Below are 26,941 nucleotides of genomic sequence, written 5' to 3'. Positions count from 1 at the left end.
GTCAATAAAATACATTTAGTTCACCTAAAGTTAATGTGTTTTACTTTGTAGCTTTATTGCAGATACAACAAAACTATTTTGCAGTTTTTGTTGTTTTTGCATGTGCTTGGTTACGTTATTATGAGCGCAATCAAACTTAGGAGGCATTATGATATTACTTTTTGAACCAATAGAACTTGCAGGTAAAACATTAAAAAACCGTATTGTTATGCCCCCAATGACCCGCTCGCGTTCAACACAGCCCGGCGATATAGCTAACGACTTAATGGCAACATATTACGCACAGCGCGCAAGTGCCGGGCTAATTGTAAGCGAAGGTACGCAAATTAGTGAGCTTGGTAAAGGTTACGCTTGGACTCCGGGTATTTATTCAAATGAGCAAGTTGCAGGCTGGAGTAAAGTAACAAGCGCAGTACATAGCGCTGGTGGCGTGATGTTTGCTCAGCTTTGGCATGTTGGTCGCGTAACTCACAGTGACAACACCGGTGGCGTGCAGCCTATTTCAGCCTCGGCCATTGCTGCAAAAGACGTAAAAGTATTTGTAGATACAAACGGCACACCGGGTTTTGTAGATACTCAGTTACCACGCGAGATGAGCAAACAAGATATTACGCAAGTCATAGGCGAATTTCGTCAAGCTGCTAAAAATGCAGTTAATGCAGGATTTGATGGCATAGAGCTTCATGCTGCAAATGGTTACCTTATTAACCAATTTTTAGACTCAGAGTCAAATGCTCGCACCGATGAATATGGTGGCAGCGTGCAAAACCGTATACGCTTTTTAATTGAAGTCGTAAATGCTGTTAGCGACGAAATTGGTAGCAGCAAAGTAGGCGTAAGACTAGCCCCGTTAACAACCCTTAATGGCACAGTAGACGAAAACCCTGAGGAAACTTATTTAGCGGTTTCTGAGGCATTAAATAAAGCCAGCGTAGGTTACATGCATATAGCTGAAGCAGATTGGGATGATGCACCTTTAATGAGTGTTGAGTTTAAACACGCCATTCGTAAAGCCTACAACGGTGTATTAATTTACGCAGGCAAGTACACCAAAGAACGTGCAGACAAAGCACTTAGCGAAGGTTGGGCCGACATGATTGGCTTTGGTCGCCCGTTTGTATCAAACCCAGACTTACCAGCACGCTTAAAGCAAGGCAAGCCTCTTAACAACCACAACCCCGACACTTTGTTTGGTGGTGCAGAGCAAGGCTATACCGATTATCCAACGGTATAATTACAAGTAAGTAATAAACATTTAGTAAAAACATGAAGGGCTGCATTTTATGCAGCCCTTTTTTGTGCACTGATTCTATTAGCTTTATCTTGAGCAAAAAATAAAAAACGCGTAAGTTAACCGGGTTACCTATTTTAATAACAAGAAAATAAATGAAAGCCAAAGAGATAGAACAATTAGAATTATCAAATTCTGAAACCCGAGAAGTTATTACCCCCTACGCCTTTAAAATTGACAGTGCTTTACTAGGCTTGCCTTTGGCTACACCAAGTAGGCGTGCATTAGCGATTATTATTGATGTTGCACTGATATTTTTAGCCGCCAAGCTCAGCGCGGCTTTAATAGCATTTGTCGCTGCAATGGCTTTTTATAAAGGTACGGCTCAGCAATACCTTCCAAAAATGTCGAGTGTGTGGCGAAGAATCTTAAAAGTAACGGCAGCAAGTATTTTATTTGTAAGCGCACTTACTGTGCTTTCAATTGGCATAGATTACCTAGAAGACGATAACGCTGATCAAGGTTTGGCTGTTCAGGGCGTAAAAATACAAGATGAAATTCAGCTTACCGCCACAGAAAAACAACGGGTAAATACTTATTTAGCGCAAACAGCCGATGACAGCTGTGATCAACCTTGCCAACAAACCGCGCTTGATAATTTAATAGGGGAAGTTCCCAAATTAGCAGAAATGGACGACCTACAAAACCCACAACTTGCTACCGTGTTTTTACAGTTATTAGTACTCAGTGAAAATAACGAAATAAAGCCTGCAGAGTTAATAGAAGAAAAACCAGCGCAAACAACTACAAATAGTATTTTGCAGTGGAGCAAAGGCATTATTCAAGACCTAGGCTTGGGTTTTGGCTGGGCTGCGGTTTACTTTACGTTGTTCTCGCTGCTTTGGCGTGGCCAAACACCAGGTAAAAAAGCATGTAACATCCGCGTAGTTGCCCTAAGCGGTGAGCCATTAGGTTTATTAGATTGTTTTGGTCGCTACGGCGGCTACGGCGCAGGCTTTGCCACAGGCTTGTTAGGGTTTTTACAGATATATTGGGACCCAAACAGACAAGCGATTCAAGATAAAATATCAGCGACAGTAGTTATTAAAGGTTACTTGAATCAAGTTGTAAATGTTGAAACGGTAGAAGAGACAGTTCAAAATTAGTTAAGAAAGGACTAAAATAAGGTCTTAATTTAGTTCTTTATAGATGTTTTTTGAGACAATCAGAATAGTCGTCTCTGTATAACTTATCTAAATGTTTAATGGTTTGAAATATACAATTTATTGACATATTCGTCAGGATGATTAATATCAGTATCGTAGTAGATTTGAATTAAAAGCTACATCACAATCTATTTGTTAAATTATGTTTCTTATAAGGAGCGCCGTTATGAGCTGGTTCAATTTCTTTCGTTTGTCTCCTAAAATAGATAAACAGTTAAAAGAACTCTCAACTGAGTTGAGTGATCATCAAATCAAAGAAGTAAAAAAATTATTTGCTCAACACGCTAAAAGTGAAATTGATGTATATATGCCTAGGAATGACACATTTAGAGTGGATATGAAGTCTTTAAGAGACAGCCCTGTTGTAAAAGAGCAATTACAAGCCGCTAGTAGGTTGACTCATCCAACTTCTTAAAATTTAAAATAAAGTGCCTATATTTAATAAGGCACTTTTTAGTTGCACCATATGATAAAGCCTACAATATTACTATTACTTGTTTTTGGAGTCTCAGGGTATAGCCTGCTGAATCACTACCACAAAACACACTTTCCTCTTCATAGAAGTAATGGTTATCATACATTTTTTAAGTCTACTTCCGTAGGCTTGTTTGCATTCCTTATAAGTGCATTTATTTTCTTACTTATCAGTGAAGTAGCAACGTTATGCGATATTAATGTCGACTTGGGGCATTGGTTTTTAACGGAAGTTTTGTTATTTTCCCATGTAGAAAAGCATTGGGTTGCTATTGTTGATATCAGTACAATAAGTTTTTTCATGTCGATTGTATTACCATGGTTGATATACAAGTTATTTGATAGGGAACACCTCCTAGAGGATGAGTTTCTAAAAGATGCTGATAGTCCTGAATTTTCTCGATTATTCCACCGTTCAAATAAAACGGGGCTCCCAATTTTATTTACTATGTCTGATAGAAAAGTTTATATAGGTTATATCTATGAGATACAGGCGAAAATACAATCTAATGATATATATATTCTTCCTGTAATGGCTGGCTATCGTGACAAGGATAATTTAAAGTTTATTGAAGTTACACCTTATGAAAGTGTAATTAAAAATATAGAGAAAGAAAAAAAACTAGAGTTATTGGATAATTTGAACTCTTTAGCTTTGGACGAGGTTTCCAGAGATAAATTATTAGAATATAGCTCTGTATTGTATGAAGCATGGGACAAGTTCTTAGTCGCGTTACCATTAAGAGAGATTACATACGCACATTTACACGATTTGAGCCATGAGCAAAACTTTAAACTGGGTGAGGAAGCACTTAGATCATCAGTGAAAACACAGTAATTTAATATTACTCTATGCGCAGACAGAGCTAATATTAAAGGTATCTTAAAATTTATAGTTATACTCAGTGCAGGTGAAATTATAAATTCAAGTAGCAAGAGATACTCAACCCCTTGCTACAGACTATAGCCATCAGTATTTACTTATTTTCTAAACCTAACCCCAAACCCAAACCCGACAACCCCCATCAACAACACAAATCCCCACACAAACATGTTGCCGTATTGGCTGTACACGCTGTCGCCTTTTATAAGCTTAATGTTGGCTTTCAATATGGTAGCTTCAAACTGAGGCATGGTTTGCTGTGTGTGGCTTATTGGGTCGTATACGGCGCTTACCCCATTGTTGGTAACACGTACTAGAGGGCGTTGTAGCTCGAGCGCGCGCATACGGGCTATTTGCATGTGCTGCAAAGGCCCAATGGAGTCGCCAAACCAGGCATCGTTACTGACCGTAAAGAGTAGATCGGAGTCGTTTTTGTAATTTCCGCGTACTAAGTCGGCAAAAACAATTTCGTAGCAAATAGCAGGGAGTAAGTTATAGCCGTTGGCGCGCAAGTTATTTTGCACTTTGTCGCCACGGGTAAACGATGACATAGGCAAATCGAATAATGGGGCAATAGGGCGCAAAAAGTCTTGAAACGGTACAAACTCGCCAATAGGTAATAGCTGGTGTTTTTGATAGCGGTTTTTATCAAGGTAATGATAATGCCCGTGATCGTCGCCGCGCTCTTTATTACCGACTACAATAAGCGTATTGAATATGTTTTTGGTGTCTCGCTGGTAGTCAACAATACCGGTTACAAGGGCGGTTTTATTAAACGAGGCGGCACTGTCTAAATTGGCTAGGTAGGAATCAGCAAGCATTTCTATTTCAGGCACTGCGGCTTCGGGCCATACTATTAAGTCGGCATCCCAATGTGGGCGTGTCAGGTCTTGGTATTTGCTCATTGTGGTCCAAAACTCACTGGGCTCAAAGCGCAGGTGTTGCTGTATGTTGCCTTGTACGAGCAATACTGACATGTTTTTATCTGTGTAATGAATACTGCCTGTGGTGTTTGCACCTGTAAAAATAAGCGCAACAGCTGTCGCAGTAACCGCCGGGGTTTTAAAATCTTTTTGGGTAAGTCTATACAGTGCAAAGCCAATAGCGACACAGGTAAGGGTTAAGCCAAACTCGCCAATATAAGGGGCAAGCAGCCTTAAAGGTCCGTCGGTTTGTGTGTAGCCAAAACTTAACCACGGGAAACCGGTAAGTACGGTGCCACGTAAATACTCACTAACTGCAAAGCAGGCAATTAGTAATGCGCCAAAGCTTTTAGGACCAGTGGCAAAGCGTGTAGTTGCCCAAAAGGCAAGTGCGGGAAATAACGCTAAGTAGGCGCACAAAAATGCCATTAACGAGAGTGACGCTATAAGCGGCATACCGCCAAAGGTGGCAATTGAAACATGTACCCAGCTTATACCAGCACCAAACCAGCCTAGGCCAAATATAAAGCCATATTTAGCAGCGGTTTTTGCGTGTGCTTTACCGGTATTATTGGGGTTAACGCAAAAAATTATGGCACCAAGGCTAATAAATACGATGGGCCAAATTTCAAAGGGGGCATAGCCAAAAGTTAAAACAAGGCCCGCAACGAGTGCGAGCCATGCTTTTTTATCTTTTGCTAATAGGGTAAGTCTAGTTAGCAGTTTCTTCACTGTCGTTATCATCAGCCTTAGGAACGGTGACTTGCAGTTGCAAAATACGACGATTATCGGCGTTGGTTACTTTAAATTGGTAACCTTCTATGTCAATCGTTTCACCACGGCTTGGCATATGGCCAAATGCGTGCAGTACAGTTCCGCCAATAGTATCGGCTTCGTCTGTGCTGTAGCCTGTTTTAAAATGCTCGTTAAAGTCATCTACAGGTGTGAGTGCTTGCACTACGTGAACATGTTTAGCAAGTCGACGAATATCTTGATGTTCTTCTTCTTCGTCGTGCTCATCTTCGATTTCGCCAACAATTATTTCAAGAATATCTTCAATAGTTACTAAGCCCGATACGCCGCCGTATTCGTCAATAACAACAGCCATATGGTAGCGTTGCTGACGAAATTCGTTTAGCAATGTATCAACACGTTTGCTCTCAGGTACTACCATTGCTGGGCGTAAATAATCGCGTATTGATGGTAAATGCTCGTCTTTATTTAAGATCAGTGGCAATAAATCTTTAGCGAGTAAAAAACCTTCTACATGGTCTTTGTCTTCAATCACCACTGGAAAACGTGAGTGAGTTGAGTCAACCATCATTGGAATTAGCTCTTCAAGCGGGCTGTCGATCTCAAGAGTGATCATTTGTGAGCGCGGAACCATTATGTCTCGCACTTTAAGCTCAGACACGCCAAGCACACCTTCTATCATCTCTTTTGTTTCAGGATCGATTACGTCTCGTTCTTGCGCATCGGCAATAACTTCGACCAGCTCTTCTCTATTCTGGGGTTCCCCTTGCAACATTTGAGCTATTCTGCCCAACCACGTTTTGCCAGAAGAACCCTGGCTAGATTGCGAGTTACCGTCGCTCATTGCGTCTAATTGCTCCGTTAATTTAAATATCGTCCCGGTATGGGTCTGCTATGTTTAGCTCTGCAAGTAATTGCTTTTCGATGCTTTCCATCTCTAAAGCATCGTCACTCTTTATATGGTCAAATCCAAGCAAATGCAAGCATCCGTGAATAACCATGTGGGCAAAGTGGTCATGAAATGACTTCTCTTGCTCAATTGCTTCAGCTAATACAATGGCTGGGCAAATAATTAAATCACCAACCAGGGGAATATCTATTCCTGGTGGTGCTTCAAATTCAAACGACAGTACGTTGGTCGGTTTATTTTTACCGCGATAGTCGTTATTAAGTTGTTGCGATTGCGCTTCGTCGCTAATAACGATACTGAGTTCTGACTCGTCACGGTATTGGCTAAGGGCTTTGTCAGCCCACAGTGCAAATTGCTCTTCGCTTGGGAGGTTGTCAAACTCACAGGCTATTTGTAAATCAAGTTCGGTTGTCAAAGTATTACTCTTTAGTAGTAGGCTGTTGAAGAGCAGCAAGTGCGTCTTTTGCATTTTGCTTTTCAATGCGCTTTAGTCGCTCGCTTTCGTCGTTTCGCTCGTAGGCTTCAACTATGCGTGCTACAACAGGGTGGCGTACTACGTCTTGGGCTTTAAAGTAGTTAAAGCTAATTTCGTTTACGCCATCAAGTACTTCCATTGCATGGCGAAGGCCTGAACGTGTGCCACGAGGTAAATCGACCTGTGTTATATCGCCTGTAATAACCGCTTTTGAGTTAAACCCTATACGGGTTAAAAACATTTTCATTTGCTCGGCGGTGGTATTTTGGCTTTCATCTAAAATAATAAAGGCATCGTTTAAAGTACGTCCGCGCATGTAAGCAAGTGGGGCGACTTCAATGATATTTTTTTCGATGAGTTTTTCTACTTTTTCAAAACCTAGCATTTCAAAAAGAGCGTCGTAAAGAGGGCGCAGGTACGGGTCTATTTTTTGACTTAAATCACCGGGTAAAAAACCAAGCTTTTCGCCCGCTTCTACAGCAGGACGCGTTAATAATATGCGGCGTATTTCTTGGCGCTCAAGGGCGTCAACGGCGGCAGCAACTGCAAGGTAGGTTTTACCAGTACCAGCAGGGCCAATACCAAAGGTAATGTCGTGGTTTAAAATATTAGCCACATAAACACCTTGGTTATCGTTACGTGGTTTAATAACACCACGGCGCGTTTTAATCACCATTTCTTTGCCGTAAGCGCTGCTTGATGCGTCTTGCTCTAGGGCTTTTGATTCGGTAATAGCTAAATGAACGGCTTCGGGTTCTATTTCGCCTAAAACACCACGAACTGGCTGAGTATCAACATAAAGGTTTTTTAAGATTTCTACAGCGCCGGCGCAGTTGTGTAGTTTACCGGTTACTTTAAAAAAGTTGTCGCGGTGAATTATTTCAACAGCCAGGTGGCGTTCAATTTGTTTGATGTTTTCGTCAAACGGGCCACATAAAGAAGAAAGGCGTTTGTTATCGGCAGGTTCTAAATAAATCTCTAATGTTTTTAACTGATTACTCAAAATTGCTTCCTATAGTACTGCGCCAGCGTTAACTGGCGCTAATAGTGTGACTAAGGAACGAAAGAAGCTACGCCAATTTCGTTAACAGTGTCTGGTTTTGGCTCTGCAGCTGCAGCTTTAGTTAAAATAGCTGAAGGAGCGATTTCACGTCGTAAGTTCATTTCTGATTCTGTACGAATTAAGTCACCACGTAAAGAGTTAGGTAGTGCTTCGGTAATACGTACGTCAACAAACTGTCCGATCACTGTGTGCGGGCCAACAAAATTTACTACACGGTTATTTTCGGTACGGCCACGTAATTCCATTGGGTTCTTTTTAGAAGGACCTTCAACAAGTATACGTTGCTCTGTATCGAACATTTGACGGCTAATTTGCTGCGCCATTTGTGTAATACGGTTTTGTAGTAAGTATAAGCGTTCTTTTTTCTCTTGCTCTGTTACGTCATCTGGTAAATCTGCCGCTGGCGTACCTGGGCGTGCACTGTAAATAAAGCTAAAGCTCATATCAAAACCAATGTCGCTAATAAGCTTCATGGTTGCTTCAAAGTCTTCTTTACTTTCGCCTGGGAAACCAATAATGAAATCTGACGACATGCTTAAGTTAGGACGAATTTTGCGTAACTTACGAATTGTCGATTTGTATTCAATTGCCGTATGGCCACGTTTCATTAGGTTTAATATACGGTCTGAACCACTTTGTACTGGTAGGTGTAAGTGATCTACAAGCTCTGGTACATCAGCGTAAACGTCAATGATGTCTGGCGTAAATTCTACCGGGTGCGATGTGGTGTAACGAATACGGTCAATACCATCAATAGCGGCAATAAGACGAATTAAATCTGAGAAATAACATATTTCGCCATCGTGTGTGTCGCCGCGGTATGCGTTTACGTTTTGGCCTAGTAGGTTTACTTCACGTACGTTTTGCTCAGCAAGTTGTGCAATTTCAAGTAGTACGTCATCTACTGGGCGGCTAACTTCTTCGCCGCGAGTATACGGTACAACACAAAAAGTACAGTACTTAGAACAGCCTTCCATAATTGATACAAACGCAGATGGGCCATCCGCTTTTGGCTCTGGCAGGCGGTCAAACTTTTCAATCTCTGGGAATGAAATATCAACAACCGATGAGCCTTTGTTGCCTTGCACTTGTTTAATCATTTCTGGTAAACGATGCAATGTTTGCGGGCCAAAAATAACATCTACAAATGGTGCGCGTTGGCGAATAGAGTCACCTTCTTGTGAGGCAACACAACCACCTACACCAATTATTAAGTCTGGCTTGTCGTCTTTTAACAACTTCCAGCGACCTAACTGGTGAAATACTTTCTCTTGTGCTTTTTCACGAATTGAACAGGTGTTAAGTAAGATTACGTCGGCATCTGTTGCATCATCAGTTAGCTGGTAGCCGTTGGTGGCATCTAAAAGTTCAGCCATTTTCTGAGAGTCGTATTCGTTCATCTGACAACCCCAGGTTTTAATATGCAGCTTTTTGCTCATTGAAATATTGCCTCGTGTTCAATTCGATAGTGGCACAAAAATGTGCTAGAAACAGGATTAAGGAGCAAGCATGCTCACTTAAAGGAGGCGTATTTTAGCTGGATACCCGCCCAGATCCAAGTATAGTTTTCATGTTTGTGATCTCAAATCAATACGGGGCGAGTTTAATGTGCTGTTAGGGATATCCTCTGGTATAAAACAAATTAATTTTGATACAATCAAAACAGACTCAAGTAATAATAAAATGATGAAAAACATGACTAAAAATAATGTGATAGTGGTTGGCGGGGGCATGGTTGGCGCGGCTATGGCGATAAAGCTGGCTCAGCAAGGCTTTGGCGTGCGCATAATTGAAAAACACCTAATAGACCCATCGCACATTCTTAGTAGCGATAAGGTGGATATTAGAGTGTCTGCTATTAATCGTTTTTCAGAAAATTTACTTGATGAATTAGGGGCAATGCCTCTTTTAAGGCAAAACCGCATAGCACCTTATCAACAATTAGAGGCTTTTGAGCGCGGTGGTGACAATTTATTATTTGATTGCGCCGACATAAACACGACACATTTAGGCCACTTGATTGAAAATAGTTTAATTCAAGCAAGTTTGTGGCAGCAATTTGGGCATTATAAGATTGAGGTTATTGAGCAATCATTGCCGGTAACTAAAATAGAGCAAACGGATGATTTAATTACGCTTGTGTATGGTGATCGAACTTATACGGCTGATTTAGTAGTTGCCGCCGATGGTGGGCAATCGCAGCTGCGCGATAAGGCGAATATTGGTATTACGGGTTGGCAGTACCAACAGCATTGCATGGGGGTGTTAATTAAACTCGATGCACCGCAACAAATTAAAACATGGCAACAGTTTACACCAAGTGGGCCGTTAGCATTTTTACCAATGCAGGCACCGTACGCTAATTTAATTTGGTACGACGATGCAAATACATTGCAAGCATTTAAAGGGTTAAACCCAACTCAGTTAAAAACGCACGTACTGAATAAATTCCCAGAACTTGCTGGAGACTTTGAAGTACAAACCCATGCAGTATTTCCGCTTACTCGCCAACACGCTAATAATTATTCGCAAGGGCGCTTGGTTTTAGTAGGCGACGCTGCACATACAATTAATCCCCTTGCTGGGCAGGGCGTTAATTTAGGTTTTCAGGACGTAGTGGCACTTGCTGAGGTTTTAAACGAAGCAGGAGATATAGGTTGCCCACTAAAACTTAAAGAATACGAGCGAGCTCGCCGCAGGGCTAATTTATTAATGATGAGCATGATGGACGCGTGTTACTTTGGGTTTTCTAATCAAATTACGCCACTTAAATGGGCACGCAGCCAGTTTTTAAAAATGGCTAATAATACGGGGCCGATAAAAAACTGGGTTTTAAAATACGCAATTAGTGGTGATTTAGGCTAAATTTAAAGTAGATATTAGAAAGGCTCATTTATGAGCCTTTTTTTATGTCTGTTTTTAAGTCAGCAAATAGTGACTCGGCTATATTGAACACGGTTTTAATTTAACTGGTGTTACATCACTAAATCGCAATTTAATAACTTTAAAGAGCCTGTGTGTGGATAATTTTTTTACAGTAATAATTATTTTAGGTGCGCTACTGCTTGTTGCTAGCTTAAAAACAACCGTTAAAGTTTGCAAAAAAACATCGCAAAGAGCATGGAGTGTACTGCTATGCGCTATTATTTTTTTTATTATAGGGTATTGGTGGATACTCTATTATTTTTCAAACCACGACATTGCACCCGTCGTTATGAATATGGTGGCTATGTTGTTACTTGGCGGTGGTGGGTTTGTTTTTTTAGTTATTAAACTGAGCTTAAAAAGTATTCTTAAAATAGAGCAAGCAACGCAGTATCAAAAATATCAAACTGAGCACGATAACTTAACAACTCTACCTAACCGCGATAAATTTTTTAAATCTTTAAGTAAACAAGTTGAATATCCTTCCCCATTTTCACTATTTTATATCGACTTAAATAACTTTAAACAAATTAATGATGCGTTTGGGCATCAGTGTGGTGACCAACTCTTGGCTGCATTTGCCAATAAACTAAATAAAGAATTATGCGGCATTGCTAAGTTATATCGAATAGGTGGCGATGAGTTTGCTTTTTTATTGCATACCGATACAGATGAAAGCATGAATTATTGTGTAAACATTATAAACTCAGCCGTCAAAAGTCCGTTTTGTACGAATGAGCAAATGGTTAAAATACAATTAAGTATAGGCGTAAGCCGTTTTCCTGATGATAGCCGATTGCCCGATCAGCTATTAAAAAAAGCTGACTTGGCACTGCATGAAGCTAAAAAAACATTTCAACCTTTGGTAAATTACTCATCTGCAATAGGTAAACGAGCTGAGGACTTTTTTGATTTATCAGCCAAAATTAAAGTGGCATTACATAAAGATGAGTTTGAGCTTTATTTACAACCCATAATGGACTCTAAAGATCTGCAATTACATGGCCTAGAAGCGCTTATCCGATGGCCGCAAGATGATGGTAGCTTTATTAGTCCAGAAAAGTTTATAACCGTAGCTGAGCGTACAGGGCTTATTTTTCCTTTATCGAAATGGGTTGTACAAGAAGCCGTTAATCATATTAGAAAGCTCAAGCTATTTGGTTTCACCGGTACTATACATGTCAATTTATCGACTAAAGATATTGAAAGCAGCGAGTTTTACGATTTTATAATTAGTTTACTCGCAACCGACCCTACATTAAGCGACTCGTTAATTTTTGAAATTACAGAAGGTGCAATGATGACAAATATACCGGCTGCTAGAAAAATGATGCAACAGTTGAGTATGCGCGGGTTTAAATTTAGTGTTGATGACTTTGGTACTGGCTTTTCGTCACTGTCATTATTAAGAGAGCTGCCAATCAATCAAATAAAAATTGATCAGTCGTTTGTCAAAGATATGCTTACTAACTCGCCTGATTACGCCATTGTAGAATCTACATTGTTTTTAGCGAGTCGATTAAATTGCGATGTAGTTGCTGAAGGAATAGAAACTAAAGAGGTAGAACAGGCGTTGTTGAGTCTTAACTGTGATTATTTACAAGGGTATTTATATAGCAAACCAATAAATATAGATGAATTTATAAATGTTTATTTAAGTGCAGAAAAAGTAAGTTGAATTTAATGAGTATTGAGAAGTTTTAGACAGGGGAGTCAAATTGGCTGGGATACCAGGATTTGAACCTGGGAATGCCAGGATCAAAACCTGGTGCCTTACCGCTTGGCGATATCCCAACTATAAATTTGAATTAGTTTTAGTTCTTAATAAGAACATGGTGCGGAAGGAGAGACTTGAACTCTCACAACCTAAGTTACTGGAACCTAAATCCAGCGCGTCTACCAATTCCGCCACTCCCGCATTACTAAGTTGCTAATTTAAACTCTAAGCTAGAGCAATTCTTTTATCCAACTTTCCTTGGTAGAAGAAGTTGGCTGGGATACCAGGATTTGAACCTGGGAATGCCAGGATCAAAACCTGGTGCCTTACCGCTTGGCGATATCCCAACTATAAATTTGAATTAGTTTTAGTTCTTAATAAGAACATGGTGCGGAAGGAGAGACTTGAACTCTCACAACCTAAGTTACTGGAACCTAAATCCAGCGCGTCTACCAATTCCGCCACTCCCGCATTACTAAGTTGCTAATTTAAACTCTAAGCTAGAGCAATTCTTTTATCCAACTTTCCTTGGTAGAAGAAGTTGGCTGGGATACCAGGATTTGAACCTGGGAATGCCAGGATCAAAACCTGGTGCCTTACCGCTTGGCGATATCCCAACAAAGAATTCTTTATAATTTTAGTTCTTATAAGAACATGGTGCGGAAAGAGAGACTTGAACTCTCACAACCGAAGTTACTGGAACCTAAATCCAGCGCGTCTACCAATTCCGCCACTCCCGCATCAACAATTTGCCAATGTAAACTCTAAGCTAGAGCAATTCTTTTATCCAACTTTCCTTGGTAGAAGAAGTTGGCTGGGATACCAGGATTTGAACCTGGGAATGCCAGGATCAAAACCTGGTGCCTTACCGCTTGGCGATATCCCAACAAAGAATTAATGATAATTTTATTTCTTATCAAGAAATGGTGCGGAAAGAGAGACTTGAACTCTCACAACCGAAGTTACTGGAACCTAAATCCAGCGCGTCTACCAATTCCGCCACTCCCGCATCGTTTGTACAATAAAGTACAGGTAGTTATTTTAAACTCTTCATTGAGCTGCAATTTAACTCTTGCAGAGCCATTTCTAAAAGAAGAAATGGTGGCTAAGACGGGATTTGAACCTGTGACCCCATCATTATGAGTGATGTGCTCTAACCAGCTGAGCTACTTAGCCATTGTTGGCTGGGATACCAGGATTTGAACCTGGGAATGCCAGGATCAAAACCTGGTGCCTTACCGCTTGGCGATATCCCAACAATAACAATTGATAGTTTTAATTCTTATCAAGAATTATGGTGCGGAAGGAGAGACTTGAACTCTCACATCCTAAGATACTGGAACCTAAATCCAGCGCGTCTACCAATTCCGCCACTCCCGCACACAAGGTAGTTATTTTAAACTCTTCATTGAGCAACAAAAAAATAATGGTGGCTAAGACGGGATTTGAACCTGTGACCCCATCATTATGAGTGATGTGCTCTAACCAGCTGAGCTACTTAGCCATCTTTTTTTGTTAGCACTTCATCGCTGAGTGCGGGGCGTATTATGCTGATATGACCCAAATTCGTCAACACCTTTTTTGCAAAAAAACACTTAACTGTGTTTGTTTGCAGGAAAATTAAGCTAACAGGCTAAAATTTAATAAAAATGCTGTTTTTTTAGCTGCCTTTAAGGCGCGGAATCTTAATTAACCCTGTACTTCTTTAATTAAGCGATATTACAAAGATAGACTAGTTGAGGCTAATTATTATTTTTATAATGCTTAAATACAAAAAAGGCTCGTAAAAACGAGCCTTTAAAAATTATTACCAAGTGAAATTGGTTTAATTTGTACTTATACGTTGAACAAGAAGTTCATTACATCGCCATCTTTAACAATGTACTCTTTACCTTCTTGACGCATCTTACCTGCTTCTTTTGCGCCACTCTCACCTTTAAAGGCAACAAAGTCGTCAAAAGCAATAGTTTGCGCACGGATAAAGCCACGCTCGAAGTCGGTATGGATTTTACCCGCTGCTTGTGGTGCTGTTGCACCTACAGGGATTGTCCATGCGCGTACTTCTTTTACGCCAGCTGTGAAATAAGTTTGTAATTGTAGTAATTCATAACCACCACGAATAACAAGGTTAAGACCTGGCTCTTCTAGACCAAGATCAGCCATAAACTCTAGCTTGTCTTCGTCATCTAGTTCTGAAAGCTCAGACTCGATAGCGGCACATACAGGAACAACAATCGCATCTTCAGCTGCGGCAATAGCGCGTACGCGGTCAAGGTATGGGTTATTTTCAAAACCATCTTCAGCAACGTTTGCAATATACATTGTTGGTTTAATCGTTAAGAAGTTAATAGAGCTGATTGCTGCTTTTTCTTCTTTAGTTAGTGCTAGACCACGTAAAGTTAAGCCTTCGTCAAGATGCACTTTTACTTTTTCAAGTACAGCATTTTGCTCTTTAGCGTCTTTGTCGCCACCTTTTGCTTTTTTTGAATTACGGAAAAGGGCTTTTTCAGCGCTATCCATATCAGCAAGTACTAACTCAGTGTTGATTACGTCAATATCGTCAGCAGGGTCAATAGTGCCTGCTACGTGGATGATGTTTTCATCTTCAAAACAGCGAACTACGTGGCCAATTGCATCGGTTTCACGAATGTTAGCTAAAAACTGGTTACCAAGACCTTCACCTTTAGATGCGCCTTTTACTAAGCCAGCAATGTCTACAAATTCCATACTGGTGGTAAGAACTCGTTGAGGATTAACTATTTTAGCAAGTTCGTCTAGACGAGGATCTGGCACAGGTACCACACCTGTATTAGGCTCAATGGTACAAAAAGGAAAGTTAGCGGCTTCAATACCCGCTTTAGTTAGTGCATTGAAAAGCGTTGATTTACCAACGTTAGGCAAGCCAACGATGCCACATTTAAAACCCATAGTAAGATACCTTGTTTAGAATTCGTTTAAACGGTGTACTTGGACCCAAGTTACTAGGGTTTAAACGAATGTAGTCTGTTTTGTGCTTTTAACACACCATCTTTTGCAAGTATTTCCATGCAACGAACTGCTTCATCAACAGCAGCATCCATTTTTTCTTGGTCTGCTTTGGCCGCTTTTCCAAGCACCCAACCAGTAACCATTTCACGATGCCCCGGATGACCTACACCAATGCGCAAGCGCATAAAGTCTTTTTGATTTGCCATTTTTGCAATAATGTCTTTTAAACCATTATGACCGCCATGCCCGCCGCCTTTTTTTAACTTGGCAACGCCTGGGTCTAAATCCAATTCGTCATGGGCAACTAAAATGTCCTCGACAGGGATTTTGAAAAAATTAGCTAAACTACCGACCGCTTTACCACTTAAATTCATGTAAGTAGTGGGGATCAATAATTTGAATTCTTGGCCTTGAATGATCACTTTGCCTGTAAGGCCGTGATATTTAGGATCGTATTTTAGGGTGCAGTTGTAGCGTGCAGCGATTTGCTCGATGAACCAAGCACCTGCATTGTGGCGTGTGTTTGCGTATTCGGGGCCTGGATTAGCCAGGCCCACAAGCATTTGAATAGAATTCAAGGTTGCGAGACCTTAAAAATTATTCTGCTGCTGCAGCGTCGTCTTCAACTGGAGCTGCTTTGTTTGCTTTGATAGTCAGGATAGACTGATCATGGCCTTCGCCTTTACCTAAATCTACAGAGCTAACGCCTTTAGGGAAAGTAAGGTCAGAAATATGAACAGAATCGCCAACAACAAACTTAGAAACATCTACTTCAATGAATTCTGGAAGTGCTTTTGGAAGACACGTAATTTCAACTTCAGTTAACTGGTGAACAACAGTTGCGCCAGCTTTAGTTACAATATCTTCACCGATGAAGTGAAGAGGAACTTTAGTTTGAAATTTATGAGTAGCATCTACACGTTGGAAATCAAGGTGAGTAAGCTTAGGCTTGAATGGGTGACGTTGGATATCTTTTAAGATTACTTCAACAGCTTCGCCATCTACGTTAAGCGTAAGGATATGCGTGTAAAAACCTTCGTCTTCTTGTGCTTTGATCATATCTTTATGAGCAAAAGTAAGAGATAAAGCTTCTTTGTCAGCTCCGTAAAGGATTGCAGGAACTTTGTCTTCGCGACGTAGGCGGCGGCTCGCACCAGTACCAGTTTCTACGCGAAGTTCAGCGTTATATGTATAAGTTTTGTTAGACATGATGTCTCCAGTTATTAAAATGTGTAGGGCCTTTGCGACCAAGGTCCCTAGCCAAAAGGCGCGCTATCATACCACCACGCCCAGACAAAATAAACATCGCTTACAAAAAAAGCGCCAAAAGGCGCTTTTATACTCAGGAATGTTTAATTTTAGTGTTCAAACATCGCTGAGATAGATTCTTCGTTACTAATACGACGAATAGTCTCTGCTAACATGTCAGCAAGCGTAAGTACCTTAATTTTATCAAGGGCTTTAAGCTCGTCAGATAGCGGAATTGAGTCAGTTACAATTACTTCGTCAATCATCGAGTCACGTAAGTTTTCTGCTGCTTTACCTGAAAGAATAGGGTGCGTTGCGTATGCAAATACGCGTTTAGCGCCATGTTCTTTAAGTGCTTCTGCGGCTTTACATAACGTACCACCGGTATCAATCATATCATCTACGATAATACAATCACGACCTTCAACGTCACCAATAATGTGCATTACTTGAGAAACGTTTGCTTGAGGGCGACGTTTATCAATGATTGCTAAATCGGTATCGTTTAGTAGTTTTGCAATTGCACGTGCGCGTACAACACCACCAATATCTGGAGATACAACAACGACGTCTTCAAAGTCGCGTTCTTTCATATCTTCAAGTAATACAGGGCTGCCAAATACGTTGTCTACTGGTACATCAAAGAAGCCTTGGATTTGTTCAGCGTGTAAATCAACCGTAAGAACACGGTCAACACCAACGCTTGATAAGAAATCGGCAACAACTTTAGCGGTAATTGGAACACGAGCAGAACGTACACGACGATCTTGGCGCGCATAACCAAAATAAGGAATGACGGCAGTAATACGACCTGCAGATGCACGACGTAGAGCATCAACCATAACGATAAGTTCCATTAGGTTATCGTTTGTAGGGGCACAGGTTGATTGCAAGATAAAAACGTCCGAGCCACGAACATTTTCATTTATTTGAACACTGATCTCACCGTCGCTAAAACGGCCAACAACAGCATCGCCTAATTCAATATATAAACGTTTTGCAACTTTTTGAGCTAACTCAGGTGTTGCGTTACCAGCGAAGAGCTTCATGTCAGGCACGGTAGGGTTCCTCAGGCACTGAATATTTGGACTAACGAGCAATGATAAATACCACTGCGAGTTAACTTATGATTACTTGTACGTTACTTCATTGATCGAATATGGCGGTTAACTCCGTATGAGCAGGTGAGACATTTGCGCTTGAAGCCACAAAACCCTGCCAAGTATGGGGGAGATTTTCAAGTACATCTTGTGCTTGAACTTGACTAGCAAATTCGACAAAACAACATGAACCTGTTCCGGTCATCTTCGACGGTGCGTATTTTAGCAACCACTGGAGGGTTTTTTCAACCTCGGGGCAAAGCTTTTTAACTAAAGGCTCACAATCGTTGGTTAAAGTATGGTGTTTCCAATCGCCTATTATTTTTGGTGTGTCGCGTTTTAAATCTGGATGTGTAAATATTTTTGCGGTACTTACATGTTGGTTTGGGTGTACAACGCAGTACCATTTTTGTTCAAGTTTTACCTGGTGTAATTTCTCACCAATACCATGCGCTATGGCGCTTTGCCCTTGTATGAACACCGGAACATCAGCCCCTAATTTAAGTCCTAATTGGGCTAGAATTTCTAAATTTAGTTCTAATTTCCATAATTTATTTAGCGCTAATAAAGTACTTGCGGCGTCGGATGAACCACCTCCAACACCTCCGCCCATCGGTAAGCGTTTAATTAAATTTATTTTTACACCTAAAGAGGTTTTACAGTGTGTTTGTAATAATAAAGCCGCTTTATAGATGAGATTATCATTTAGGGGTATGTCTTTAGTATCACCCCCGACAGAAATACCACCGTCTGTTGTTAGCTCAAAATGCAACTCATCACCAAAATTTAAAAAAGTAAATAAGGTTTCTAGTTCATGATAGCCATCTTCTCGGCGAGCATTAATATGTAAAAATAAATTGAGTTTTGCCGGAGCAATAAGTGAAAAAGAGGTTTTGTTATTCATACTTATTTAAACTGCCAATCGTAGAGTTGAATTTTTATTTTTATTTGTTGGTGCTTTAACGTCAGTTTAGTAGGTAACCAGTAACCTGCGTTTTGTACGTAAGTGCCGTAATCTATTTGCCATTTCTTGCCTGCATTATCAAACCATAATACTTGCTTAGCACGGCCTAGTTCATCAACGACTAAACTTTGATCGTCAATGGTGCCCTTAAGCCAGTTATCGGCGTTATCAACAGGGAGTGTAAAACCCGTTAAACGCTTTAAAAGCTCTGCAGCATTAGTATCAAAGTACTCATCGCCGTCAAACTCTAATTCAGCACCATTTGCTGTTTGTTTAAGCGACAAAATACGAGTACCAATAAAAGTAGTCAGTATTAAATTATTGGAATTTGTTGTTTGCTGCCAATTTAAGTTTGCAGATTGACGCTCTTCTGGGCTTATAAACGCGAGTTTACCCTCGACCTGCCAAGTTTTTTGAGCAGCTAAACGTGGCTTCCAATCATCATAAAGTGTTGTTTTTGTATCAATTTGATGGGCACAGCCACCTAATAATAAAAAAAACATGAATAAAATCAAATATTGTCGAATCAAATGTTGTTCCTTACTTTCCATATTCCGCTGATTTTTGGTAAAATTACCGCCTTTGAAGTAGGGCTCAGCAATATTTGGCAAATATGACCATAATAGCACTAGGTATAAATCACAAAACCGCATCCGTAGAATTACGTGAAAAAGTGGCTTTTTCGCCTGAGCAAATTTCAGAGGCGTTGCAACAATTAAGTGGCCATGCCGACTTTAATGAAGCGGTTATTGTGTCTACCTGTAATCGAACCGAGATCTATTGTAGCCTCGCTCAGCAAAATTCCCAAACACTGTTAACGTGGCTTGCCAGTTTCCATGGTTTGGATGAACATGAACTGAGCAGCAATATATACTGCCATGAAGGTAATGACGCCATTAACCACTTAATGCGTGTAGCTTGCGGTTTAGACTCCTTAGTATTAGGGGAACCGCAAATTTTAGGGCAAATAAAGCAATCGTTTTTTAGTGCTAAAACCCACGATGCAATAGGGGTTACTTTTGATAGGTTGTTTCAAAAAACCTTTTCGGTAGCAAAACAAGTTCGTACTGAAACAAATATAGGCGCAAGTGCCGTGTCGGTTGCATTTGCGGCTGTTAACTTAGCAAAACATATTTATGGCAAGCTTGATCAAACCAATGTGCTATTGATTGGTGCTGGTGAAACCATTGAACTGGTTGCTAAACATTTATATCAAAATGAGCCTAAAAAAATAACGGTAGCTAATAGAACAATTGAACGTGCTCGCAGCCTTGCTGATGAAGTGTCGGCAGATGTTATCGCACTTGCACAGTTGCCAGAACGTTTACATGAAGCCGATATAGTCATTAGTTCTACCGCCAGTACTTTACCTATTATTGGTAAAGGGGTGGTTGAGCAAGCGCTTAAGCAGCGCCGACACAAGCCTATGCTATTTATAGATATTGCGGTTCCGCGCGACATAGAAAGCCAAGTAGGTGAGCTAGATGCTGCCTATTTATATTCCGTTGATGACTTACAAACCATTGTAAGCGAGAATATGGCAGCGCGTGAGCAAGCTGCACAGCAAGCGCAAATAATTATTACTGAACGCACCAAAGAATTTGCAATGTGGATGCGCTCACTCGATTCGGTAGATTTAATCCGCCATTATCGAAATGATGTACAAACAATTAAGTCAGAACTTGTAGAGCGTGCTGTTAGTCAGCTTAATACAGGTAAAGATGCAGAAAAAATTATATTAGAGCTCGCCAATAAATTAACCAATCGCTTAATGCACGCGCCTACCCGTGCAATACAAGACGCAGCGAAAAAAGGTGAAGTGGCGCAGCTAAACCAGTTGAAAAAAATGTTAGGTATTGATCAGGAATAACCGTTAAATGAAAGAGTCTGTTTATAATAAATTAGAAACCTTAGTAGAGCGTTACGAAGAAGTACAAGCGCTGCTAAGCGACCCGTCGGTCATTAGTGATCAAAATCGTTTTCGTGGGCTTTCAAAAGAATATTCTGAGCTTGAAGAGATTGTAAAAACGTTTTTAACTTACAAAGAAACGCAAGATGATTTAGCCAGTGCAGAAGAAATGCTTAAAGATTCTGACCCTGAAATGCGTGAAATGGCGCAAGAAGAATATAAAGAAGCTAAAGCGCAAATTTTGGTAATTGAAGATCAAATTCAAGTATTAATGTTGCCAAAAGATCCACGAGATAATAACAACGTATTTGTTGAAGTACGTGCTGGAACAGGCGGGGATGAAGCGGCTATTTTTGCTGGCGATTTATTCCGTATGTACAGTCGTTATGCAGAAACTAAAAAATGGAAAGTAGAAGTTGTGAGCACCAATGAAGGTGAGCACGGTGGTTACAAAGAAGTTATTGCAAATATTAGTGGCGAAGGCGTTTACGGTCAATTAAAGTTTGAATCAGGTGTACACCGCGTACAACGTGTGCCAGAAACTGAGTCACAAGGGCGAGTTCATACCTCTGCGTGTACTGTTGCGGTAATGGCGGAAGTACCAGAGGCCGAAGCGATACAAATTAATACCGCAGATTTAAAAGTTGATACATTTCGTGCATCAGGCGCAGGTGGTCAGCACGTTAATAAAACAGATTCTGCTATTCGACTTACACATATACCTACCGGTGTTGTGGTTGAGTGTCAGGATCAGCGTTCACAGCATAAAAACCGTGCTAAAGCGATGTCAGTACTTGCAGCACGTTTGCAACAGGCTGAAGATGAAAAGCGCCATGCGGCAGAAGCATCTGAACGTCGTGACTTAGTAGGTAGTGGCGATCGTTCTGAACGTATCCGTACTTATAACTACCCACAAGGTCGTATTACCGATCACCGTATTAACTTGACACTTTATCGTTTGAATGAAGTGGTAGCGGGTGATTTAAGCTGCGTTATTGACCCATTAATGCAAGAACATCAAGCTGACCTATTAGCGGCTATGGGCGACGAGTAATCGTGAGCCAAACTCTTGAACAAGCTATTGCTGCAGGTGCTAATTTATTAGCACCTAGCAGCGAAAGTGCTAAATTAGACGCACAAGTTTTACTTCTACATATTCTTCAAAAACCTCACAGTTACCTTTTTACTTGGCCAGAGCATGCGCTTAATGCCGAACAACAACAGCAATTTAATACATTTTGCCAAAGACGTTTAAACGGTGAACCTGTTGCACATATTACGGGGCAACGTGAATTTTGGAGCTTATCGCTTGAAGTTAACGCAACAACTTTAATACCTCGACCAGATACTGAAACGTTAGTAGAACAAGCACTTGAAGTGGCTGTACCTGCTACAGCTAAAGTGCTTGATTTAGGCACGGGTACTGGTGCAATAGCACTGGCATTGGGTAGTGAAATGCCTAATTGGCAAATTATTGCAGTAGATAGAGTAAGCGATGCAGTTGCACTGGCTACACGTAACCAGCAGCGATTGGCAATTAATAATGTACACGTTAAGCAAAGCAACTGGTTTAGCGAGTTACATGGTGAGAAATTCAACCTAATTGTCACTAACCCACCTTATATTGAAAGCAGTGATATACATTTAAATCAGGGCGATGTGCGCTTTGAGCCTTTGTCGGCATTAGTGGCGGATGATTGTGGAATGTCTGATATTAAACAAATAATTACGCAATCACGTGACTATTTGTTATCTAGTGGCTATCTTTTAATAGAACACGGTTTTGAGCAAGGTGAAGCTGTTCGTCATTTTTTCCAAAAAATGGCATTTGTGAATATTAAAACAGTGAAAGACTTTGGTGATAACGACCGTGTAACGTTTGCACAGTGGCCCTAAAGAATAATAATTGCCTGCTAGTGTGTTGTATAATGCCATGAAGGAATTTCGACTATGATGGGTGATTTTTTATTTTCAGATGAGCCAGAAGAAGCAATCAATGAGATTGAACTCGGTACCTGGAAAGTATTAATCGTTGATGATGAACCTGAAGTTCATGCTGTTACAAAACTAGCGTTGAGTGATTTTGAGTTTCAAAATAAACGCTTAGAATTCATTAGTGCGTACTCAGGTGCTGAAGCAAAAGAGCTTGTGAAAGAGCATCCAGATGCAGCCATTGTACTACTTGATGTAGTAATGGAGACCGATGATGCCGGTTTGCAAGTTGCTAAGTTTATTCGTGAAGAAGCTAAAAATAATCATATTCGAATTATTTTAAGAACGGGTCAACCTGGTCAAGCACCTGAACGACAAGTAATTATTAATTATGATATTAACGATTACAAATCTAAAACAGAGCTAACGGCTCAAAAGTTATTTACTGTTATTATGTCGAGCCTGCGCTCGTATCGGGATATTATTTCGATTGAGCAGTCACGCGAAGGGCTTGAGAAAATAATTATAGCGTCCCGTGATATTTTTTCTGCGCATTCAATAGAGCACTTTATTGAAGGCGTTATGCAGCAGTTAACTTCTTTACTTGGTATTGCTGATCAAGCTATGTATGCAACTACTTTAGTTGCACAAAATCCTGAAGCACAAAATAATAAAAAATTAATTGTTTGCTCGGGTACCGGTGACTTTGAAAAAAGTGAAGGTAAAGAGCTCGATGAGGTATTACAAGCTGAACAGTTAAGTGCATGTCATCAGGCGCTTAATGAAAAAAGCATTATTTATAAAGATAACTACTTATTCGCGTATTGTAGCAGTGAGTACAATCATAATTCGATGCTATTTATATCAGGTATTCCAAAGGATTTAACGGATACTCAGCGCCATTTAATTAAGATTTTCTCTCAAAACGTGCAACTTGCGTTTGAAAATGTACAACTTCAGTCTGAAATAGAAGCAACGCAACAAGAGCTTGTTTACAGGTTAAGTGAAGCGGTAGAGCAACGCTCAACAGAAACGGGTAATCATGTTAAGCGTGTAGCACATATTTGTCATATATTGGCACAAGGGTATGGCTTATCTAAGCATGATGCTAATTTAGTAAGGTTGGCGTCGCCTCTTCATGATGTAGGCAAAGTGGGCATTCCTGATGCGGTATTAAATAAACCAGCAAAGTTAGACGCCCAAGAATGGGAAGTGATGAAAACTCATACTGATAAAGGCTATACTATTTTAAAAGACTCGTCGCATGAGATTGTTAGTGCCGGCGCAATTATTGCAAAAGAGCATCATGAAAAATGGGATGGCTCTGGTTACCCACAAGGTTTAAGCGGAAACGCAATTAATGTATTTGGTCGTATAGTTGCACTTGCTGATGTATACGATGCACTTCGCCATAAACGATGCTATAAAGAACCCTGGACACTGCAAAACGTAGTTGATGAAATTAACGCTCAAAAAGGCACACACTTTGAACCAAAATTGGTTGAAGTATTTAACGAGAAGCTTGATGAGTTAGAAGCGGTTCTTAACCGTTTTCCTGATTAAATTTTTATAAAACAGAAGTACAGGGGCATATGGATTATTTAGCAGTAAAGCATTCACACATGGCAATTGCGATGTTGAGTGTGATTTTATTTTATGTTCGCGCATTTTCGCGAATGGGCAGTGGTAAATTAGCAAAAAATAAAGCGGTAATGATTGGTAGTCATAGTATAGATACTTTGCTATTAGTGTCTGCACTTACGCTTATATTTATGGCTAAAATTAACCCGTTTGAACAATATTGGCTATTAGAAAAAATAGTTTTAGTGGTTATATATATTGGTATTGGGGCTAAAAGCGCCAGACAAACTAAAATGACGGCTAAAGTTGCTTACGTTTTAGTTAACACTGCTGTTATTTTAGCGATAGGTTATTTAGCGACGTCTAAATCAGCTTTTTTGCTTTAAGTAATACCTGACTATTTGAGCTTTATAGTTGTTTTATAAAGCTCAAATACGACTCCCTCTCAGAAAATATTCAAAAACATCTCTATATTGGTATATAGCTTTAAAGTTAGGTAAACTACGCCTTCGTTTTCTAAAATGTTGCAGTATTAATGACTACCCTCGGGTTTGACGAACACGATGAATCTTATCTTGATGATGCTTACGATGAATTTACACCTCCAGCGATTTACCGCTGTATTAAAGCAGAGTCAAAATGGGACCCTCAGATAGATTTAACACCATGTTATGAAACTTTAACTGACTTTGAACAGCAAATTTCAGCGCTGTGTTTAAAAGTGAGTGATGAGCACGATCGCTTCGAAAAATTATTAGATATGTTTTACAGCGATTGGCTATTTAGTGCCTCAGGCTTAAAAGTGCCAGAATACAAATTAAATACATTAAGCTATACGCTTTCTATGCGTAGTGGCTCACCAACAACGCTTGCAATTATACTTTGTCACTTTTTACAACAAGCTAACTTTGATGCAAATCTTAGTCTTACGCTGGGTGATGTTGGTGTTCATGTGGCGATAAGTGATGAAGAGGGCTACATAATTGAGCCAAGCAGCGGGCAACAAAGCTGGTATATCATCCCTGAAAACGCAGATGAAGATGATGGGCAAGAACAAGAACCTTTAGAGTTAATTTTTGATGACGAAGTATATAAGCTATTTTTAGCTCAGCAAAAATGGTCTTTCATTAGCGAAAACAAATTTGGTCATGCTTTGACCTGTGTAGAGATGCTAATGGAGCTAATAGGCGACGACCCGTATGAGAGACGCGACAGAGGTTACTTATTAAATCAGCTCGGTTGCCCTAAAATGGCACGTGATGATTTACAGTTTTTTGTCGATGAGTGTCCGGACGATCCTGCAATAGAGATTATTCAACACCAAATAGAAGAACTAGAAGATAATAATAAAACGCACCATTAAGAATAGGAATAATTATGGTTGAAACTCAAAGCGCATTAATTACAAATGATGCCGTTGTGCTTGGTTTGCTTGCTGTTATTTTGGGGGTTATTTTTAAAACCTCAAACAGTGAGCGTCCAGCTTTAAAACGATTTTATAAATACGTACCTGCTTTACTACTGTGTTACTTTTTACCTTCGTTATTAAATACCTTTGGTATTGTAGATGGTAATAAATCTAATGTTTATTATGTGGCTTCGCGCTACTTACTGCCTGCTTGTTTAATACTACTTACCATTAGTATTGATTTAAAAGCTATTATTAACTTAGGCCCTAAAGCGCTCATTATGTTTTTAGTGGGTACATTAGGTATTGTTATTGGTGGGCCATTAGCTATTTTAGTAGTGAGTGCATTTGATCCAAGTATTGTTGGTGGTCATGGGCCCGATGCAGTATGGCGCGGTATGACAACCGTTGCGGGGAGCTGGATTGGCGGTGGTGCTAACCAGGCATCAATGAAAGAGATGTTTGAAGTTGGTGGTGATATATTTTCTGTAATGATTACAGTAGATGTAATAGTCGCGAATATTTGGATGGCTGTTTTATTGTTAATGGCAGCAAATCATAAAAAAATTGATGCTGCTACGGGTGCTGATACAAGCGCAATTGAAGATTTAAAAAAACGTGTTGAAGCCTATCATGCTGAACACGCACGTATTCCTACTCTTAACGATTACATGACGCTGCTTGCAATTGCATTTGGTATAACCGGTTTAGCGCACTTTTGTGCTGACTTTTTAGGTCCGTACTTTGGCACTACTTACGAGTGGGCAAAAGAGTACAGCTTAAACAGTAAATTCTTTTGGCTAATTGTTATATCAACAACGATTGGCATAGGCTTATCGTTTACTAAAGTGAGACAAATAGAAGCGTTTGGCGCTTCAAAGGTAGCCTCTAGCTTTTTGTATATTTTAGTTGCATCGATTGGTTTGCATATGAATGTAACCGCTATTTTTAATAACCCAGGGTTATTTTTAGTTGGTGCCATTTGGATGTTAGTGCATGCAAGCATAATGTTAGTAGTAGCTAAACTAATTAAAGCACCGTTATTTTATATGGCTGTGGGCTCGCAGGCTAATGTGGGCGGTGCAGCGTCTGCACCTGTTGTAGCATCAGCGTTTCATCCCTCATTAGCACCTGTTGGTGTCCTGTTAGCTGTACTGGGCTATGGTGTGGGTACTTATATGGCTTATATTTGTGGATTAATGATGCAAGCAGTTGCACCGTAAGGAATTTA

Annotated in this window: 24 protein-coding genes and 12 tRNA genes; 13 read left to right on the top strand and 23 right to left on the bottom strand. The window is 40.2% G+C overall.

Annotation, left to right across the window (positions count from 1 at the left end):
* Positions 1-148: 148 nt before the first annotated feature.
* The 4 genes from I6F44_RS08840 to I6F44_RS08825 all read left to right on the top strand — a co-directional run bounded on the left by I6F44_RS08840 (position 149) and on the right by I6F44_RS08825 (position 3,769).
* Positions 149-1,234: an alkene reductase gene (locus I6F44_RS08840; protein ID WP_197173615.1), complete on the top strand. Its 1,086-nt coding sequence runs from the start codon at positions 149-151 to the stop codon at positions 1,232-1,234.
* A gap of 152 nt (positions 1,235-1,386) precedes the next feature.
* Positions 1,387-2,397, top strand: coding sequence for an RDD family protein (locus I6F44_RS08835; protein ID WP_197173614.1), 1,011 nt, complete (start codon positions 1,387-1,389; stop codon positions 2,395-2,397).
* 226 nt (positions 2,398-2,623) lie between these two features.
* On the top strand, positions 2,624-2,872 hold the full coding sequence (locus I6F44_RS08830) for a hypothetical protein (protein WP_197173613.1): 249 nt from the start codon (positions 2,624-2,626) through the stop codon (positions 2,870-2,872).
* A gap of 51 nt (positions 2,873-2,923) precedes the next feature.
* The gene (locus I6F44_RS08825) at positions 2,924-3,769 is read left to right on the top strand and encodes a hypothetical protein (protein ID WP_197173612.1); all 846 of its coding nucleotides are present in this window, start codon (positions 2,924-2,926) and stop codon (positions 3,767-3,769) included.
* A gap of 143 nt (positions 3,770-3,912) precedes the next feature.
* On the opposite strand, the gene lnt is transcribed toward I6F44_RS08825, so the two are convergent.
* From lnt to miaB, 5 genes are read right to left on the bottom strand one after another with little or no spacing between them, the layout of a single operon-like run.
* Positions 3,913-5,469 carry an apolipoprotein N-acyltransferase gene (gene lnt, locus I6F44_RS08820; protein WP_197173611.1) on the bottom strand — a complete coding sequence of 519 codons (1,557 nt, stop codon included), beginning with the start codon at positions 5,467-5,469 and terminating at the stop codon, positions 3,913-3,915.
* The gene (corC, locus tag I6F44_RS08815) at positions 5,450-6,334 is read right to left on the bottom strand and encodes a CNNM family magnesium/cobalt transport protein CorC (RefSeq protein ID WP_007585597.1); all 885 of its coding nucleotides are present in this window, start codon (positions 6,332-6,334) and stop codon (positions 5,450-5,452) included. Before corC ends, lnt begins: the two co-directional genes overlap by 20 nt.
* Positions 6,335-6,356: 22 nt before the next feature.
* Positions 6,357-6,815 carry an rRNA maturation RNase YbeY gene (gene ybeY, locus I6F44_RS08810; RefSeq protein WP_002958542.1) on the bottom strand — a complete coding sequence of 153 codons (459 nt, stop codon included), beginning with the start codon at positions 6,813-6,815 and terminating at the stop codon, positions 6,357-6,359.
* A gap of 4 nt (positions 6,816-6,819) precedes the next feature.
* Complete coding sequence (locus I6F44_RS08805) at positions 6,820-7,878, bottom strand: PhoH family protein (protein WP_007585598.1); 1,059 nt, start codon at positions 7,876-7,878, stop codon at positions 6,820-6,822.
* A gap of 50 nt (positions 7,879-7,928) precedes the next feature.
* Positions 7,929-9,377 (bottom strand): tRNA (N6-isopentenyl adenosine(37)-C2)-methylthiotransferase MiaB, encoded by a 1,449-nt coding sequence (gene miaB / locus I6F44_RS08800; protein ID WP_101216148.1) that lies wholly within the window; start codon positions 9,375-9,377, stop codon positions 7,929-7,931.
* A 169-nt stretch (positions 9,378-9,546) separates the two neighbouring features.
* Here miaB and I6F44_RS08795 point away from each other — a divergent pair, with 169 nt between their 5' ends.
* Both I6F44_RS08795 and I6F44_RS08790 read left to right on the top strand, forming a co-directional pair.
* Complete coding sequence (locus tag I6F44_RS08795) at positions 9,547-10,803, top strand: FAD-dependent monooxygenase (protein WP_197173610.1); 1,257 nt, start codon at positions 9,547-9,549, stop codon at positions 10,801-10,803.
* Positions 10,804-10,957: 154 nt separating this feature from the next.
* The gene (locus I6F44_RS08790; protein WP_007585601.1) at positions 10,958-12,541 is read left to right on the top strand and encodes a putative bifunctional diguanylate cyclase/phosphodiesterase; all 1,584 of its coding nucleotides are present in this window, start codon (positions 10,958-10,960) and stop codon (positions 12,539-12,541) included.
* A 41-nt stretch (positions 12,542-12,582) separates the two neighbouring features.
* Here I6F44_RS08790 and I6F44_RS08785 read toward each other — a convergent pair.
* The 18 genes from I6F44_RS08785 to lolB form a co-directional block, all read right to left on the bottom strand.
* A tRNA-Gln gene (locus I6F44_RS08785) sits at positions 12,583-12,657 on the bottom strand.
* A 39-nt stretch (positions 12,658-12,696) separates the two neighbouring features.
* A tRNA-Leu gene (locus I6F44_RS08780) sits at positions 12,697-12,781 on the bottom strand.
* Positions 12,782-12,852: 71 nt separating this feature from the next.
* Positions 12,853-12,927 (bottom strand) — tRNA-Gln (locus tag I6F44_RS08775).
* A gap of 39 nt (positions 12,928-12,966) precedes the next feature.
* Positions 12,967-13,051 (bottom strand) — tRNA-Leu (locus tag I6F44_RS08770).
* 71 nt (positions 13,052-13,122) lie between these two features.
* A tRNA-Gln gene (locus I6F44_RS08765) sits at positions 13,123-13,197 on the bottom strand.
* A 38-nt stretch (positions 13,198-13,235) separates the two neighbouring features.
* A tRNA-Leu gene (locus tag I6F44_RS08760) sits at positions 13,236-13,320 on the bottom strand.
* 71 nt (positions 13,321-13,391) lie between these two features.
* Positions 13,392-13,466, bottom strand: a tRNA-Gln gene (locus I6F44_RS08755).
* A gap of 38 nt (positions 13,467-13,504) precedes the next feature.
* A tRNA-Leu gene (locus I6F44_RS08750) sits at positions 13,505-13,589 on the bottom strand.
* Between the two features lie 90 nt (positions 13,590-13,679).
* Positions 13,680-13,756: transfer RNA gene (locus I6F44_RS08745), tRNA-Met, on the bottom strand.
* A 5-nt stretch (positions 13,757-13,761) separates the two neighbouring features.
* A tRNA-Gln gene (locus I6F44_RS08740) sits at positions 13,762-13,836 on the bottom strand.
* A 39-nt stretch (positions 13,837-13,875) separates the two neighbouring features.
* Positions 13,876-13,960: transfer RNA gene (locus tag I6F44_RS08735), tRNA-Leu, on the bottom strand.
* A gap of 47 nt (positions 13,961-14,007) precedes the next feature.
* Positions 14,008-14,084, bottom strand: a tRNA-Met gene (locus I6F44_RS08730).
* Positions 14,085-14,416: 332 nt separating this feature from the next.
* Positions 14,417-15,508, bottom strand: a complete 1,092-nt coding sequence (gene ychF / locus I6F44_RS08725; RefSeq protein WP_007583951.1) for a redox-regulated ATPase YchF — start codon at positions 15,506-15,508, stop codon at positions 14,417-14,419.
* 53 nt (positions 15,509-15,561) lie between these two features.
* Positions 15,562-16,146: an aminoacyl-tRNA hydrolase gene (gene pth / locus I6F44_RS08720; protein WP_007583954.1), complete on the bottom strand. Its 585-nt coding sequence runs from the start codon at positions 16,144-16,146 to the stop codon at positions 15,562-15,564.
* 19 nt (positions 16,147-16,165) lie between these two features.
* The gene (locus I6F44_RS08715; protein ID WP_008171830.1) at positions 16,166-16,777 is read right to left on the bottom strand and encodes a 50S ribosomal protein L25/general stress protein Ctc; all 612 of its coding nucleotides are present in this window, start codon (positions 16,775-16,777) and stop codon (positions 16,166-16,168) included.
* A gap of 149 nt (positions 16,778-16,926) precedes the next feature.
* Entirely contained in the window at positions 16,927-17,874 is a 948-nt protein-coding gene (locus I6F44_RS08710) for a ribose-phosphate pyrophosphokinase (RefSeq protein WP_007583957.1), read from the bottom strand.
* An 88-nt stretch (positions 17,875-17,962) separates the two neighbouring features.
* Positions 17,963-18,820, bottom strand: coding sequence for a 4-(cytidine 5'-diphospho)-2-C-methyl-D-erythritol kinase (gene ispE / locus I6F44_RS08705; protein ID WP_010554716.1), 858 nt, complete (start codon positions 18,818-18,820; stop codon positions 17,963-17,965).
* Positions 18,821-18,822: 2 nt separating this feature from the next.
* Positions 18,823-19,410 (bottom strand): lipoprotein insertase outer membrane protein LolB, encoded by a 588-nt coding sequence (lolB, locus tag I6F44_RS08700; RefSeq protein ID WP_024593864.1) that lies wholly within the window; start codon positions 19,408-19,410, stop codon positions 18,823-18,825.
* An 83-nt stretch (positions 19,411-19,493) separates the two neighbouring features.
* Between lolB and hemA the strand changes: the two genes are divergently transcribed.
* From hemA to I6F44_RS08665, 7 genes are all read left to right on the top strand, one after another.
* A complete protein-coding gene (gene hemA, locus I6F44_RS08695) occupies positions 19,494-20,750 on the top strand; it encodes a glutamyl-tRNA reductase (RefSeq protein WP_010554718.1) in 1,257 nt (418 codons plus the stop codon).
* Positions 20,751-20,757: 7 nt separating this feature from the next.
* Positions 20,758-21,843: a peptide chain release factor 1 gene (prfA, locus tag I6F44_RS08690; protein WP_007583962.1), complete on the top strand. Its 1,086-nt coding sequence runs from the start codon at positions 20,758-20,760 to the stop codon at positions 21,841-21,843.
* Positions 21,844-21,845: 2 nt separating this feature from the next.
* Positions 21,846-22,685: a peptide chain release factor N(5)-glutamine methyltransferase gene (gene prmC / locus I6F44_RS08685; protein ID WP_101216151.1), complete on the top strand. Its 840-nt coding sequence runs from the start codon at positions 21,846-21,848 to the stop codon at positions 22,683-22,685.
* A gap of 54 nt (positions 22,686-22,739) precedes the next feature.
* Positions 22,740-24,284, top strand: a complete 1,545-nt coding sequence (locus I6F44_RS08680; RefSeq protein WP_180961419.1) for a response regulator — start codon at positions 22,740-22,742, stop codon at positions 24,282-24,284.
* 29 nt (positions 24,285-24,313) lie between these two features.
* Entirely contained in the window at positions 24,314-24,688 is a 375-nt protein-coding gene (locus tag I6F44_RS08675; protein ID WP_007583965.1) for a SirB2 family protein, read from the top strand.
* A 149-nt stretch (positions 24,689-24,837) separates the two neighbouring features.
* Complete coding sequence (locus I6F44_RS08670) at positions 24,838-25,665, top strand: tetratricopeptide repeat protein (protein WP_007583966.1); 828 nt, start codon at positions 24,838-24,840, stop codon at positions 25,663-25,665.
* Between the two features lie 14 nt (positions 25,666-25,679).
* Complete coding sequence (locus tag I6F44_RS08665; protein ID WP_024591612.1) at positions 25,680-26,933, top strand: DUF819 family protein; 1,254 nt, start codon at positions 25,680-25,682, stop codon at positions 26,931-26,933.
* Positions 26,934-26,941: the final 8 nt, after the last annotated feature.

The organism is Pseudoalteromonas sp. NZS11_1 (assembly GCF_015864275.1).
GTDB classification, from domain to species: domain Bacteria; phylum Pseudomonadota; class Gammaproteobacteria; order Enterobacterales; family Alteromonadaceae; genus Pseudoalteromonas; species Pseudoalteromonas arctica.
The sequence above is the reverse complement of the archived record's forward strand: the minus strand, read 5'-3'. Positions and strand labels throughout refer to the sequence as shown.

Excerpts from the sequence above, each read along its gene's own strand:
- I6F44_RS08830 (WP_197173613.1), top strand. The coding sequence starts at position 2,624 with ATGAGCTGGTTCAATTTCTTTCGTTTGTCTCCTAAAATAGATAAACAG.
- I6F44_RS08675 (WP_007583965.1), top strand. The coding sequence starts at position 24,314 with ATGGATTATTTAGCAGTAAAGCATTCACACATGGCAATTGCGATGTTG.
- miaB (WP_101216148.1), bottom strand. The coding sequence starts at position 9,377 with ATGAGCAAAAAGCTGCATATTAAAACCTGGGGTTGTCAGATGAACGAA.
- I6F44_RS08715 (WP_008171830.1), bottom strand. The coding sequence starts at position 16,777 with ATGTCTAACAAAACTTATACATATAACGCTGAACTTCGCGTAGAAACT.
- ychF (WP_007583951.1), bottom strand. The coding sequence starts at position 15,508 with ATGGGTTTTAAATGTGGCATCGTTGGCTTGCCTAACGTTGGTAAATCA.
- I6F44_RS08835 (WP_197173614.1), top strand. The coding sequence starts at position 1,387 with ATGAAAGCCAAAGAGATAGAACAATTAGAATTATCAAATTCTGAAACC.
- corC (WP_007585597.1), bottom strand. The coding sequence starts at position 6,334 with ATGAGCGACGGTAACTCGCAATCTAGCCAGGGTTCTTCTGGCAAAACG.
- I6F44_RS08840 (WP_197173615.1), top strand. The coding sequence starts at position 149 with ATGATATTACTTTTTGAACCAATAGAACTTGCAGGTAAAACATTAAAA.
- I6F44_RS08680 (WP_180961419.1), top strand. The coding sequence starts at position 22,740 with ATGATGGGTGATTTTTTATTTTCAGATGAGCCAGAAGAAGCAATCAAT.
- hemA (WP_010554718.1), top strand. The coding sequence starts at position 19,494 with ATGACCATAATAGCACTAGGTATAAATCACAAAACCGCATCCGTAGAA.
- prfA (WP_007583962.1), top strand. The coding sequence starts at position 20,758 with ATGAAAGAGTCTGTTTATAATAAATTAGAAACCTTAGTAGAGCGTTAC.
- I6F44_RS08825 (WP_197173612.1), top strand. The coding sequence starts at position 2,924 with ATGATAAAGCCTACAATATTACTATTACTTGTTTTTGGAGTCTCAGGG.
- I6F44_RS08665 (WP_024591612.1), top strand. The coding sequence starts at position 25,680 with ATGGTTGAAACTCAAAGCGCATTAATTACAAATGATGCCGTTGTGCTT.
- ispE (WP_010554716.1), bottom strand. The coding sequence starts at position 18,820 with ATGAATAACAAAACCTCTTTTTCACTTATTGCTCCGGCAAAACTCAAT.
- I6F44_RS08670 (WP_007583966.1), top strand. The coding sequence starts at position 24,838 with ATGACTACCCTCGGGTTTGACGAACACGATGAATCTTATCTTGATGAT.